Source organism: Halomonas rhizosphaerae (assembly GCF_030012485.1).
Classification (GTDB): domain Bacteria; phylum Pseudomonadota; class Gammaproteobacteria; order Pseudomonadales; family Halomonadaceae; genus Halomonas; species Halomonas rhizosphaerae.
The window spans coordinates 283,479-297,003 of the sequence record NZ_JASCQQ010000039.1; the positions used below are offsets into that span (position 1 = coordinate 283,479).

Here is a 13,525-nt window from a genome sequence, read left to right on the forward strand (position 1 = left end):
GGAACAACGCAAGGACTCACCATGATGCAACCCGCAACGCAAGGGGCGCATACCTCGGACGTCTGCCTGATAGGCGGCGGCCTGGTCGGACTGGCGGTGGCACTGGGGCTTCAACGCAATGGGCTTCGCGTCGCCGTGCTCGATGAAGGCGATGTGGCGTTGCGCGCCTCCAGGGGCAATTTTGGCCTGGTATGGGTACAGGGGAAAGGAGACACCCTGCCCGAATATGCCGATACCACACGGCTCTCTGCACGGTTGTGGCCTACCTTCGCTGCCCAGCTTCAGGACGCCACGGGTATCGATGTGCAACTGCAACAACGTGGCGGCCTGTACCTCTGCCTGACCGCGCAGGAACTCGAGGCCCGCGACCGCATGCTGGCCGGCATGCGCGAGGCGGCAGGGGGAGATTATCCCTACGAGACGCTCGACCTGAAGCAGGTGAGGGAGAAGATTCCCGAGGTAGGAGACACCGTGGCCGGTGCCACCTGGTGTCCCGAAGATGGTCACGTGAATCCGCTATTGTTGCTGCGTGCCTTGACGGAACGCTTCAAGGCGCTCGGCGGGACCATCGAAAATGCCGGCAGGGTCAAGAGCATCGAGCCCCTGTCGGAGGGATTCCGGTTGCACGCACCTAATGGCGACTGGACCTGCGCAAAGGTCGTGCTTGCCGCCGGCCTCGGCAACCGTGAACTGGCCCCACAGGTTGGCCTGACGGCACCGTTGTCCCCTAACCGGGGGCAGGTGCTCGTAGGGGAAAGGGTTCGCCCCTTCCTGGAATATCCCACCGGGCATGTGCGTCAGACCGGCGAGGGCACCGTCCAAGTCGGCGACTCCAAGGAGGACGTAGGCTTCGACAGTGGGACTACCACCGAGGTCATGGCCAAGATCGCCCAACGGGCTATCAGGCTTTTCCCCTTGCTGCGCGATGTGAAGCTGGTCCGCGCCTGGGGGGCATTGCGTGTCATGACACCGGATGGCTACCCGATCTACCAAGCATCGACCAAGTGTCCCGGTGCATACCTGGTCACCTGCCATAGCGGGGTGACCCTGGCGGCCTTCCATGAAGGTCCGCTGGCCGACTGGATTGCCGGCGATCGACACGACCCTTCAATGGAGGTTTTTCATGCCGAACGCTTCACGCTTTGAACGCTTGCCCACCCGGTCATTTGACCCAGTAACGGTTTTCGTGGAGGGGCATGCCATCGAGGTCGACAGCCACGATACTGCAGCCGCAGCCGTGCTGGCAGCCGGCCTGATGCCGTCCCGCACTACGCCGGCCAGCGGAAGCAAGCGGGCACCCTACTGCCTGATGGGCGCATGCTTCGAATGCCTCCTGGTCATCGACGGCGTGGCCAACCAGCAGGGCTGCCTGGTGAAGGTCCAGGACAGGATGCAGATTCACCGCCAGGTTGGCGCCCGCGATATCCATGAGCCTCCCCGGGAGGCAACGACATGAGCGACCAAGACAAGACAAAACACCGTTATGACCTCGCCATTATCGGGGCAGGTCCCGCCGGCATGGCCGCCGCCGCCGAGGCGGAGAGACTCGGACTGAACACTGCGCTTCTTGATGAGCAGGAAGAGGCGGGTGGGCAGATCTATCGAGCCATCGGACGAGCGCCGTTAGCCGACGAGGGTGTGCTGGGTGACGACTACTACCAGGGTCGCCTGCTCCTCGATGCCATGCAGGCCGCACGCATCGACTACCTGCCTGGCACCACGGTGTGGGGTGTCGATGACGACCTGACGCTCAACGTCTCACATCGTGGTCGCAGCCGGCAGGTCCATGCTCGCAGACTGCTGGTGGCGACCGGAGCCCAGGAAAGGCCCGTGCCCTTTCCGGGCTGGACACTGCCCGGCGTCTTGACCTGCGGCGCCGCCCAGGTGCTGCTCAAGACGAGCGCCCTCGTGCCGCCGGCACCGCTGGTGCTGGCCGGTAGCGGCCCGCTTCTGCTGCTGGTCGCCAGCCAGCTGACTCATGCTGGCGTGCCCATCGAAGCCGTGCTGGATACCACGCCTCGGGCCAACTATCGTCGTGCGGCACGTCACAGCATCGGTGCTCTGCGCAATCCCAAGCTGCTATTCAAGGGCCTTGGCCTGCTACGGGCCCTCAAGCGGTCGGGGGTTCCGCACATCACCGGTGTGGAGGAGTTGCGTGCCGAGTCAGGCCCCGATGGCCAGCTCGGCAAGGTGCGCTATCGCCGGAAAGGGATGGATCACGCGCTCGACTGTCGCACCCTTCTGGTCCACCAGGGCGTCGTGCCCAATGTGCAGCTCACCCGAGCGCTGGAGATCGAACATTACTGGCATGAGCACCAGCAGTGCTGGGCACCCTGTGTCGATGCCTGGGGCGAAACCTCCAAAGCAGGCATCTTCGTGGCAGGAGACTCCAGCGGCATTGCCGGCGCCCAGGCAGCCGAGGAAGCCGGGCGACTGTCGGTGTTGCAGATCGCCAAGCAGTTCGATCGGCTTGAAGAGGCCGCAAGCGAAACAAGATCCGCAACGATTCGCCGGCGCCTAGGCCCCCAACACGCCATTCGACCCTTCCTGGATGTGCTGTATCAGCCTGCCCGGCCATTCCTGGTCCCCGAGGATGACACCATCGTGTGCCGATGTGAGGAGGTCACGGCGGGAGAGCTTCGCCACATCGCCGATGCTGGGTGCCGGGGGCCCAACCAGGCGAAGGCCTTCTGCAGGGCCGGCATGGGCCCATGTCAGGGGCGCCTTTGCGGTCTGACTGTTTCTCAAGTGCTGGCCGAACATAACAACCAGCCCGTCAGTGCTGTCGGTTACTACCACATCCGCCCACCGATCAAGCCGCTCACCCTGGGCGAACTCGCGGATATCGCTAACTGACCCAACATTTATCATCTGAGACTTGCGATGCATATTGAACGCCACGACGTTGGGACTCGCATGAGCCGAGCCGTCATCCACAATGACACCATCTACCTTTGCGGCCAGGTCGCAGAAGACAGGAAGGCCGACATCACAGGCCAGACCGAAACCATGCTGGCCAAGGTCGATGCACTGCTTGAATCCCTGGGCAGCAATCGCCAGCACCTGCTCTCAGCCACCCTCTACCTGAAGCACATGTCGCTTTTCGAGGAAATGAACCGTGTATGGGATGCCTGGGTACCCGAAGGATGTTCGCCTGCGCGTGCCTGTGTGGAGGCACGGATGGCCAGCCCGGCGCTGTTGGTGGAAATCTCCGTGATGGCAGCTCTTCCCGCCATTCCCCAAGTGACGTGAGCCCTTACGTCCGCCCATAGCAATCATCCAGGCGCACGATGTCGTCTTCGCCCAGGTAGGTGCCGGACTGCACCTCGATCAGTTCCAGCGGAATCAGGCCGGGGTTCTCCAGGCAGTGTACCCGCCCCACCGGAATGAAGGTCGAGGCATTTTCACCCACCAGAAAGGCCTCATCGTCCAGGGTGACCCGGGCCGTGCCGCTGACCACCACCCAGTGCTCGGCCCGGTGGTGGTGGAGCTGCAGGGAGAGCCGTGCACCGGGGCGCACGGTGATGCGCTTGACCTGGTGACGCGGTCCCGCATCGACGGCCAGGTAATGGCCCCAGGGGCGATGCACGGTGGTCGTGAAGCGGGTTTCTCTGCGTCCCTGGGCCTCCAGACGCTCGACCAGGCCCCGCAGTTGCTGGCTGCGGGCACGCTCCGCCACCAGTACGGCATCATCGGTCTCGACGATCACCAGGTCCTGAACCCCCAGAGTGGCGACCAGCCGCGAATCGGCATGCACCAGCAGCCCACGGCTCTCCTCGCAGACCACGTCACCGCGCAGGGCGTTGTCGTCGGCATCACGGGGCAGTGCTTCCCAGAGGGCCTGCCACGAGCCGATATCGCTCCAGCCGGCGGCGAGCGGCACCATGGCCGCTCGGTCGGTACGCTCCATCACCGCCACATCAATGGAATCGGCGGGACTCTCCAGGAAGGCCCGCGCATCCGGCCGCAGGAAATCGAGATCGGTCACCGCCCCGTCCATGGCGCCCCGACAGGCGGCCAGGATGGCAGGTGCGAAGGCCTCCAGGGCGTCCAGGTAGTCATCGGGACGCAGCACGAACATACCGCTGTTCCAGAAATGGTCTTCGGCCGCCAGGAAGCGCTCGGCGGTGGCGAGGTCGGGCTTCTCCACGAAACGCGCCACCGCATGGCCCCCTTCGCCCAGCGCCTCACCGGCCTGGAGATAGCCATAGCCGGTCTCGGCGCGGGTCGGCACCACCCCGAAGGTCACCAGGTGGCCCGCCTCGGCCAGCCGTGCCGCCGCTCCCAGGGCTACGCGGAAGGCCGCATCATCCGCCAGGTGGTGGTCTGACGGCAGCACCAGTAGCGGCTCCCTGCGCTCCTGGCTGCGAGCCAACAGGGCAGCCAGTGCGATGGCCGGGGCCGTGCCACGCCCCTCGGGCTCGAGCAGCAGGCTGGCATCCTCGACACCCGCCTGGCGGAGCTGCTCGGCGGCGAGGAAGCGATGCTCCTCGTGACAGATGACGATGGGCGCGCCCATGCCGAGCCCCTCGAGACGGGAGAGGGTGTTGGCCAGCAGGCTGCCCTCGCCTTCCAGCGAGAGGAACTGCTTGGGCCGCTGCCGGCGCGACAGCGGCCAGAGCCGCACGCCATTTCCGCCAGCCAGGATCACGGGGGTGAACAAGGGGACGTCTCCTTCAGGGATCAGGAACGCGATGGCGCCAGCAGTTCGAGGGTGAAGTCGACATGGACCTCATGCTTCACCGTGCCCTCGGAGCGCCAGGCACCGCGCCCCATATCGAAATCGGTTCGGTCCAGCGTCAGGCGGCCGTCCACGCTGACCCGCTCGCCCTGCCGCGTCCAGCTCACCGGGACCGTCAACATATGGGTATCGCCCCGCAGCTCGAGTTCACCCTCGATGCGCAGTTCTCCCTCGGCCGGTGCCTGGATGTCGGTGCTGCGAAAGACGATCTCGGGATAGGCCTCGACGTCGAACCAGTTATGCCCGTGCAACATGCCGTCAACGATGTCGTTGCCGCCCGTGATGCTGTCCGACTGGAGGGTCAGCACCAGCGTCCCCCCGGCTGGCTGGTCCAGGTCTCCTTCAAGGTCGACCTCGAACTCCTCGACACGGGTCACCGCCTCGCGGCCGTCGGCGGTGCCGATCAGCTCGATACGGCTCGCCTCCCGATCCAGTTCCCAGGCGCCGGCCGTGGAAACGGCCATCAGCCCGACAACACCCGACAGCAGGACTGCCGTTACGGTTCGTGCAGTTCTCAGGGTAGGTCGTGGCATCTTGCCTCCCGGGCCATCCGGCCCTGCGGTCAGGGGGTCGTGACAGAGGCGTCCGTCGCGTCCTCGGCGCCGAAGGCCTCATGAAGCCAGCCGCGCAGCGCCTCCTGGCCAGGAACCTCGCCATCGGGGTAGCCGTCGGGCCGTGGGGGCCGGGTGCCGGACACGAAGCCCCGCGCAATGAAGGGATCGAGCAGGCTGGCATCGCCGCTGATCACATGGACCGGGACACCGCCGCTGGCGTTATCGCCGGTGATCAGGGGAGCCGCCTGGTGATCCCCCAGCAGAATCACCAGGGTCTGTTCGTCCACGAACTCCTCGGCCCAGCGGGTGCTGGCCCCCAGAGCATAGTCCAGTGACCTGGCATAGTGGTCGCGTACCCGTTCCAGGTCCTGCCAGAGTTCGTCGGGCGACTCGCCGGCCTCTTCCCAGCGCGCGAAGACGCTGCCATCGCCGACGCTATCCCAGTCATCGAGCACCGGGAGGATCGGTGTCCAGGGCGCGTGGCTGCTGATCAGCGCGATCTGCGCGAAGAGCGGCGACGCCTCGGTATCCCGACGAGATGCCGCCTCCTTTCGAATCCGCGTCTGGAAATGGTGCAGGGTATACTGGTCCGGCATGGTGACCCAGTGCAGGGGCGGGCCGGCATAACCGAGGTCCGCGGCGGCGTGGATCTCGTCGAACCCGTAGGCGCGACCCTCCGGCCAGGCCATGGTGATGGCCGGCATCACGGTGAGGGTGCGATGGCCCGTGGCGCGGAAGTCATCCACCAGGGTGGTGCGCTCGCTGCCCAGCATCAACCGGTACCAGAGCGAATTGTCGAGCCGCAGGCCACTCAGCACCGTGGCATGGGCCAGCCATGACTGGCCGCCACGGATCGGCGAGTCGAGGAGCCCGGACGCCACCGACAGGCCGGCGGCGTCGAACCGCTCGGCCATGTCATCGAGGCGCGGGCCGAGCACCTCGGCATAGCGGTCATCGAACAGCGCCGATATGCCGTAGGACTCCACGAAGACCAGCAACACATCGCGTCCGGCAAGCCCCGGCAAGGCGGTGACCGGATCGGGCGCCGCCGCCATCCGCTCGGCAAAGTCACGGTGGGCGAGGCGCGTCTCGACCAGTTGCCGCCCCTGGAAATGCAGGGTGCCCAGCAAGGGCGTGCGGGCCACCGGTAGCGGTCGGAGCTGCTGGAACTCGGCGGCGATCAGCACACCGCTCGCCACCAGCATCCCCAGGGCGCCAGTCACCGCCAGGCTGCCGCGTGCCTTGCCCTGCAGGCTCGCGACCATCTTCGCCAGCAGCCAGGCCGCGAATGCCAGCAGGACCATGGCCAGCAGGATAACCAGGCCGGCCATCGGAAATCCCAGATTACCCTCGAGCAGGTGGAAGACGGAGCGCAGCAGGGGAAGGTCCAGGTAGAGGTTCAGGGAACGCCCGAACGCCATATGGGTGGCCACATCCCCCAGGCCGACCAGCAGAAACGCCAGGATCAGTGCCACCAGCAGCCAACGCAGCCCGGCAAGCAGGCCAGCCGACGGCAACAGCGCCAGCAACCCCGCCAGCAGGGTGGCCTCCAGGGCGATCAATCTGTGTGCCAGATCCCCGTGCAACAGCCATACTGGTGTCAGCAATACGCTGTTGAGCAGCACGAGGCTCAAGGACCAGCGGACTCGAGATGGTAACGGCATGGGCAATCACCGGGCAGATGAACAACGACACCCTCAGTGTATAATTTTTGTATAGATGAATCCCGGCAACTTGCCGCCAAACCCGTTGCCAGCCCGTCGGGAGAAAGTGTTCAAGGAGGATCAACCCATGCACCCAATTCGGTGGCTGGCCGCCAGCCTGCTCATTGCGGGAATCACGCCGGCCATCTGGGCCGCCCCCGATCCGGACCTGCCCGGCGTCTTCGAGCAGGTCACCGAGCGCGCTCGCCAGCTCGCGTCCTCCCCCTTCGAGGCGCCGGATGGCGACCTGCCCGAAGCGTTGCGCGATATCGACTACGATGTCTACCGCTCGATCCGCTTTCGCCCGGAAGCCGCCCTATGGCGAGACGAGGCGCTGTTCTCGGTACAACTCTTCCATTCCGGCTTCCTGTTCGAGCGACCGATCCGCCTGCACCTGGTCGAGAAGGGCGAGCAGCACCACCTGCCCTTCCAGTCGTCCTTCTTTCGCTACGACGACGCAGCCGCCCCGCTGAAGGAAGAGGACCTGAGTGGCGCCGGTTACGCCGGCTTTCGCCTGCATTACCCCCTCAATCGAGAGGACTACCACGACGAGTTCCTGGTCTTCCAGGGGGCAAGCTACTTGCGCCTGTTGGGTCGCGACCAGGGCTATGGCCTATCGGCTCGCGGCCTGGCCATCGATACGGCCTCCCCCGACGGGGAAGAGTTTCCGGCCTTCAGGGCGTTCTGGCTGTTCCAGCCCGGCCCGGCGGCGACCCGCATCGACATCCTCGCGCTGCTCGACAGTCCCTCGCTCGCCGGGGCCTACCATTTCCGGGTGCATACCGGCGAGCAGGTCGACGTGGAAATTGAAGCCCGGCTGTTCGCCCGCCACGATGTGGAGAAGCTGGGCATCGCCCCGCTGACCAGCATGTACCTGCATGGTGACGTCAGCCCCTACCCTGCCGACGACTTCCGGCCACAGGTGCATGATTCCCAGGGGCTGCTGATGCAGACCCATGCCGGTGAGTGGATCTGGCGTCCCCTGAACAACCCGCGAGAGCTGCGCATCACCCGCCTGCAGGACGAAAGCCCGGCAGGCTTCGGCCTGGCCCAGCGCGACCGGGACTTCGACAGCTACCTGGACATGGAGTCGCGCTACGAGCGGCGCCCCAGCCACTGGGTCACCCCGCTCGACGACTGGGGGCCGGGCAACGTGGAACTGGTCGAGATACCCAGCGACTCGGAGACCAACGACAACATCGTCGTCTACTGGGTCCCCGAACAACCGCTCCAGGCCGATGAGTCGCGCACCTATCGCTATCGGCTTTCCACCTTCGAGGCTCACCGTCCCGAGCAGACCCTGGCCAGCGTGGTGCGCACCCGACAGGGATGGGGGGCCGTCCCGGGCCAAAGCGACCCACCGCCGCGCAGCCTTCGCCAGTTCGTGATCGATTTCCGGGGGGGTGAGCTCTCGAGCCTGGATGTCAGTCACCCGGTCGAGGCCGAGCTCGAGGTCTCGAGCGGGGAGACCCGGGAGTTACGGGTACAACGCCTTCCCGACGGTGACACCTGGCGCGCGTCCTTCAGGGCGCAACCCGAGGGGGCGAACCCCATGGACATGCGTCTCCATCTCATGCTGCGCGACACCCCCATGAGTGAAACCTGGAACTATGTCTGGAACCCCGATGAACTGCGCTGATCGCTCGGCCCGGGTGCCATGGCTGGCCGCACGACAGACGGGAGTCGCCCTGCTGGTATTCGCCACGACCGCCCTGGGTGGCTGGGCCATGTTCGAGATCCTGCGCGTCAACGGCATCACGGCGCTGCAGGGCATCGTGCTGGGCCTGTTCGTGATCACCTTCGGCTGGATCACCATCGCCTTCTGGACGGCCATCATCGGCTTCCTGCTGCAGTTGACTCGCCGCGATCCCCTGACCCTGTCCCGCCTCGATCGCCAGCCACCAACGACCGATCCGGGCGAGCATCATACGGCTCTGGTGATGCCCATCTACAACGAGGACCCCGAACGCGTCGCGGCGGGCCTGGAAAGCACCTGCCATTCGCTTCTCGAACAACCCCATGCCCGGGGATTCGAGGTGTTCGTGCTGAGCGATACCCAGGACAAGGAGATCGCCCGCCGGGAGGAAACCGCCATCGCCGGGTTGCAACAGCGGCTGGCCCCCCGGCTCGTGGTTCACTACCGTCGCCGCGAGGACAACCAGGGTCGCAAGGCCGGCAATCTGGCGGAGTTCTGTCGCCGCTGGGGCAATCGCTACGACTACCTGGTCGTGCTGGACGCGGACAGCCTCATGGGAGGGGGGACCCTGGTGTCGCTGGTGGCCTCCATGCAGGCCAACCCCAGGATCGGCCTGATCCAGACGGTACCGATCCCGGTTCGCTCGGCAAGCGTGTTCGGGCGCTTCACCCAGTTCGCCGCCGCGCTGCACAGCCCCCTGCTCGCCACCGGGCAATGTTTCTGGCAAGGGCATGCCGTGAACTTCTGGGGACACAACGCCATCCTGCGCACCCGGGCCTACATGGCCAATTGCGGCTTGCCGGACCTTCCCGGCAAGCCGCCGCTGGGCGGCGAGATCCTTAGCCACGACTTCGTCGAGGCGGCGCTGATGCGCCGGGCCGGCTGGGAGGTCCATCTGGACGTCCGTCTGGGCGAAAGCTATGAGGAAGTGCCCAGCAATATCATCGAGTTCGCCAAGCGCGACAGGCGCTGGATACAGGGCAACCTGCAGCACCTGCGGCTGCTCGCCGCCGCCGGCCTGCACCCCATGAATCGCCTCCACTTCCTGTTCGGGGCGCTGGCCTACCTGACCTCACTGCTGTGGGGGCTGATGCTGGTGGTCAGTACCGTGGACGCCATCGGCCGGGCCCAGGGGCGCCATGACTTCTTCAGTGCCGGCTACCAGCTCTTCCCCGACTGGCCCATTGCCACGCCCGAGCTGATCATGCCCCTGCTCCTCAGCACGGCGGTGGTACTGCTGCTGCCGAAGGTGCTGGGGTTCCTGCTGGCCTTCATTCAGCGACCCGCCGCCTTCGGGGGCAGGGCACCACTGCTGGCGAGCACCCTGCTGGAGGTCGCCATCGCCATCCTGATCGCCCCCCTCATGATGCTGCTCCACAGCTGGTTCATCCTGAGCGTGCTCAGTGGCCAGAAGGTGAGCTGGGACGCCCAGGTCCGCGAAGGGCGATCGGTGCCCTGGATGGATGCCTTCCATCACACCTGGCTCGCGACCCTGATCGGCGTGGTCTGGGCCGGGGCGACCTACCTGTTTGCCCCGGTCTTCTTCTGGTGGCTCTCACCGGTCTGGTTGGGCCTGCTGATGGCGGCGCCCCTGGTCAAGATGACCAGCAGCCTCACCCATGGCCGCAGGCTCCACCGCGCCGGCCTGCTGAGAGTGCCGGCGGAGGTGATGCCCACCACGGTTCTGCAAGCGCTGGCAACGGGCTCATCGAGCCCGCCTGCGACCCGCCTGGCCCCCCCACCCCCGGAATATCCCGGCGACATGCCGGTACAGTCGTTCTCCACCTGGCCACCGGTGGCAGCGGCGGCACTGGATGACGGCGAGTCACCACGGCGAACGGCCTCCTCGAGGCCTGCCGAGTCGCCGCAGGCCCAGGCGGGCCCCGACCCCGGGGCGAAACACGAATGAGGCCCTCCGGCACCCCCGTCATGCCGACCCGGCTCGTCGCCGCGACCCGCCGATTGGCCCGTGGCCTGGGGCTGGTTCGCTCGCTGGTGATCTACTGGCGGCCGGGCCGCCAGCGGGGTCTTAAGCGGCTCTATGCCGACTTCGTAGGGCCCGGCGACCTGGCGTTCGATATCGGCGCCCATCTGGGTGATCGCACTGCGGCCTTCCAGGGACTGGGCGCCCGAGTGGTCGCGCTGGAACCCCAGCCGACCCTCTTTCTCTGGCTGAAGCGCCTGGTGGGTCGTTGCCAGGATGTCACCCTGCTGCCCTGCGCCGCGGGGGCGGAGCCCGGCGAGGCCGAGCTGGCGGTGAGCGAGGCGACGCCGACGGTCTCCACCCTGGCCCATGAATGGCGCCGGGGCATCGGCGAACGCAACCCCGGCTTTCGTAAGGTACGCTGGGAAGGGCGCCTGCGAGTCCCTGTGACCACCCTGGATACGCTGATCGCCGACCATGGGCTGCCGCGCTTCTGCAAGATCGACGTGGAGGGCTTCGAGGCCGAGGTACTGGCCGGACTGACCCGGCCCATCGCCGGGGTCTCGGTGGAATTCGTCGCCGGCGCCCTGGACGTGGCCGACCGCTGCGTGGCGCGATTGGCCGAGCTGGGCGATTATCGCTTCAACGCCATCGCCGGCGAGGGTCGGCGATTCGAGTGGGCGACGTGGCGCTCACCTTCGGCCACGCGAGACTGGCTGGCCGGAGGTGCCGACGGCCTGTCCTCGGGCGACCTCTATGCACGGCATCTCGATGATCGACAAGACACGGAGCGCACCCGCCCATGAGTGACCATTTCCCCTGCCCCCGTTGGCTGGATCTGACCAGTCGCGAGATCTCGTTCCTGCAGAGCAGTGCCGTGGCGGTGATGGTGGTGGGCGCCATCGAGCAGCACGGTGCCCACCTGCCGCTCTCCACCGACCTCGACATCGGTGAAGGGCTACTGGAGGAGGCACTGACCCACCTGCCCGTGCGCTTCCCGCTGGTGATCCTGCCGCCCATGGCGGTGGGGGCCAGCGACGAGCACCTGAGCTTTCCCGGGACCCTCAGCCTGCCACCGGAGCTGGCCATCGCCACCCTGGAGGCCCATGGCGACGCCGTGGCCCGGGCCGGCCTGCACCGGCTGGTGCTGATCAACAGCCACGGCGGCAACAAGGCAGTGATGGACCTGGCCGCCCTGCGACTGCGCCGCCGGCACGGCATGATGGTGGTCAAGGTCAACTACACCCGAATGCCGCCGCCGGGCACCCTGCCCGCCGGCGGCCTGCCCGCCGAGGAATTGCGCCACGGGCTCCATGGGGGGGCGCTGGAAACCGCCATGATGCGCCACCTCGCCCCGGACAAGGTGCGCCTCGACCAGCTGGATCACCCGCACTCGCGGGGAGAGGCCATGGCAGAGAAAGGGCTGCTGCTGAGCCCGGAGGGAGAGGCCGCCTTCGCCTGGCTGGCCGAGGATCTGCATCCCGCGGGGGTGGTGGGCAATGCCCGCCTCGGCACGGCCGAGCTCGGCGAGCGCCTGGTGGCCCACTACGGCAAGCGCATCGCCCGCATCCTGCGCGAGACCCAGAGCATGGACACCGGCCACACCCGCCGTCGATAGCGCTCACCCATCACGGCCGAGCGGCCGGGTCCTGACCGCCGTTGAACACGGCATCGAGCAGATGGCCGGCGCGTTCCGACTTGGCGCTGAGGTAGCGCCGGTTATGGTCATTGAGGCTGCCGTAGAGCGCCTGGCGTTCGACCACCTCGATACCGCCCTCGGCGAGGGCCGCGACCTTGTCCGGGTTGTTGGTCAGCAGCTGCACGCGACGAATGCCCAGGGCATCCAGGATGTCCACCGCCACCCCATAGCGGCGCTCGTCCTCACCGAAACCCAGGACCTGGTCGGCATCCAGGGTGTCCAGGCCGGTGTCCTGGAAGGTATAGGCCCGCAGCTTGTTGGCCAGCCCGATGCCGCGGCCCTCCTGGGCCAGGTAGAGCAGCACGCCGCCGCCCAGCGCCTGGATGTCGGCCACGGCATTGCGCAGTTGCTCGCCGCAGTCGCAGCGCAGGCTGCCGAAGAGGTCGCCGGTCAGGCAGGCCGAATGCAGGCGCAGCGGCACCGCGTCTTCCCCGTTGCCGGGCTCGCCGATCACCACCGCCACGTGCTCGCGCAGGCCGTCGGGTTCGCGAAACAGGATGAAGCGACAGTCGAAGGCATCCGCCAGGGGGATCTGCGCCTCGCTGACGCGCTTGAGCATGCCGACATCCCCCTCCAGGCAATGCTCGGCCTGCTCCGCCCGGACCGCGAGCCAGGTGCCTTCCTCCAGCCGGGCTTCCACGGCGGGCCGCTGCGCCTCGCTGACCCGGGCCACCAGCGCCGCCGGGATCAACAGCGCCCGGCGCATCAGCGCCAGGGCCGCCCGGTCGGCTGCCTCTGCGGGCGCCAGTGACCGACGCCAGTCGGCCAGCTCGTCGCGTCCCACCGCCAGCTCCGGCCTGATGCCGAAGGCCAGGTCGACCAGCCGCTGGCGACCGGTTCCCTCCGTCAATGGGAGACGGGCCAACCGTCGGGCATCCGGCTCGCCCAGCACCGCCAGGCGGTGGCGGCTCAGGACCAGCGAGGGCGTGTCGCCCGCGTGACCGGCCAGTCGTGACACCGTGTCCTCGCCCGCCCCCTCGATGGCCTGGACCAGCACGCGAGTGTCACCGGCGACGACGACCACCGGCAGCCCACGTCGCAGATCGAAGATGGCCCGTTCAACCTGATGCATGGTGCCCTCCTTGCACGCCTTGTTCCGCCGAGGCGGACTGCGCATGATGAATGCTTTCCCCTGGCCCGGAGCCCCCATGAGCCCGACCCTGCCCGACACCCTGGACCGAGAGACGGCCTGGCAGGCCCTCTGCCGA

Annotated in this window: 12 protein-coding genes; 8 read left to right on the forward strand and 4 right to left on the reverse strand. The window is 67.1% G+C overall.

Features of this window, described 5'->3' with window-relative positions; translation table 11 throughout:
- Window positions 1–21 precede the first annotated feature (21 nt).
- From QLQ86_RS19895 to QLQ86_RS19910, 4 genes are read left to right on the forward strand one after another with little or no spacing between them, the layout of a single operon-like run.
- Window positions 22–1,146, forward strand: a complete 1,125-nt coding sequence (locus QLQ86_RS19895; protein WP_282818165.1) for an NAD(P)/FAD-dependent oxidoreductase — start codon at window positions 22–24, stop codon at window positions 1,144–1,146.
- Window positions 1,124–1,456, forward strand: a complete 333-nt coding sequence (locus tag QLQ86_RS19900; RefSeq protein WP_282818166.1) for a (2Fe-2S)-binding protein — start codon at window positions 1,124–1,126, stop codon at window positions 1,454–1,456. The genes QLQ86_RS19895 and QLQ86_RS19900 overlap by 23 nt, the downstream gene beginning before the upstream one ends.
- A complete protein-coding gene (locus QLQ86_RS19905; RefSeq protein WP_282818167.1) occupies window positions 1,453–2,856 on the forward strand; it encodes an FAD/NAD(P)-dependent oxidoreductase in 1,404 nt (467 codons plus the stop codon). Before QLQ86_RS19900 ends, QLQ86_RS19905 begins: the two co-directional genes overlap by 4 nt.
- Before the next feature lie 27 nt (window positions 2,857–2,883).
- The gene (locus QLQ86_RS19910; RefSeq protein ID WP_282818168.1) at window positions 2,884–3,252 is read left to right on the forward strand and encodes a RidA family protein; all 369 of its coding nucleotides are present in this window, start codon (window positions 2,884–2,886) and stop codon (window positions 3,250–3,252) included.
- A gap of 4 nt (window positions 3,253–3,256) precedes the next feature.
- Here QLQ86_RS19910 and QLQ86_RS19915 read toward each other — a convergent pair whose 3' ends face one another.
- From QLQ86_RS19915 to QLQ86_RS19925, 3 genes are read right to left on the reverse strand one after another with little or no spacing between them, the layout of a single operon-like run.
- Window positions 3,257–4,663 (reverse strand): mannose-1-phosphate guanylyltransferase/mannose-6-phosphate isomerase, encoded by a 1,407-nt coding sequence (locus QLQ86_RS19915; protein ID WP_282818169.1) that lies wholly within the window; start codon window positions 4,661–4,663, stop codon window positions 3,257–3,259.
- A 20-nt stretch (window positions 4,664–4,683) separates the two neighbouring features.
- Window positions 4,684–5,274: a YceI family protein gene (locus tag QLQ86_RS19920; protein ID WP_282818170.1), complete on the reverse strand. Its 591-nt coding sequence runs from the start codon at window positions 5,272–5,274 to the stop codon at window positions 4,684–4,686.
- Between the two features lie 29 nt (window positions 5,275–5,303).
- Entirely contained in the window at window positions 5,304–6,959 is a 1,656-nt protein-coding gene (locus tag QLQ86_RS19925; protein ID WP_282818171.1) for an alkaline phosphatase family protein, read from the reverse strand.
- Between the two features lie 127 nt (window positions 6,960–7,086).
- Here QLQ86_RS19925 and QLQ86_RS19930 point away from each other — a divergent pair, with 127 nt between their 5' ends.
- The 4 genes from QLQ86_RS19930 to QLQ86_RS19945 are packed head-to-tail and all read left to right on the forward strand — an operon-like array spanning window position 7,087 to window position 12,236.
- On the forward strand, window positions 7,087–8,637 hold the full coding sequence (locus QLQ86_RS19930) for a glucan biosynthesis protein (protein ID WP_282818172.1): 1,551 nt from the start codon (window positions 7,087–7,089) through the stop codon (window positions 8,635–8,637).
- Complete coding sequence (gene mdoH, locus QLQ86_RS19935; protein WP_282818173.1) at window positions 8,624–10,603, forward strand: glucans biosynthesis glucosyltransferase MdoH; 1,980 nt, start codon at window positions 8,624–8,626, stop codon at window positions 10,601–10,603. Before QLQ86_RS19930 ends, mdoH begins: the two co-directional genes overlap by 14 nt.
- Window positions 10,600–11,424 carry an FkbM family methyltransferase gene (locus QLQ86_RS19940; protein ID WP_282818174.1) on the forward strand — a complete coding sequence of 275 codons (825 nt, stop codon included), beginning with the start codon at window positions 10,600–10,602 and terminating at the stop codon, window positions 11,422–11,424. Before mdoH ends, QLQ86_RS19940 begins: the two co-directional genes overlap by 4 nt.
- The gene (locus QLQ86_RS19945; RefSeq protein WP_282735603.1) at window positions 11,421–12,236 is read left to right on the forward strand and encodes a creatininase family protein; all 816 of its coding nucleotides are present in this window, start codon (window positions 11,421–11,423) and stop codon (window positions 12,234–12,236) included. Before QLQ86_RS19940 ends, QLQ86_RS19945 begins: the two co-directional genes overlap by 4 nt.
- A 10-nt stretch (window positions 12,237–12,246) precedes the next feature.
- Here QLQ86_RS19945 and QLQ86_RS19950 read toward each other — a convergent pair whose 3' ends face one another.
- Window positions 12,247–13,389 (reverse strand): GTP cyclohydrolase II, encoded by a 1,143-nt coding sequence (locus tag QLQ86_RS19950; RefSeq protein WP_282818175.1) that lies wholly within the window; start codon window positions 13,387–13,389, stop codon window positions 12,247–12,249.
- Between the last annotated feature and the right edge of the window lie 136 nt (window positions 13,390–13,525).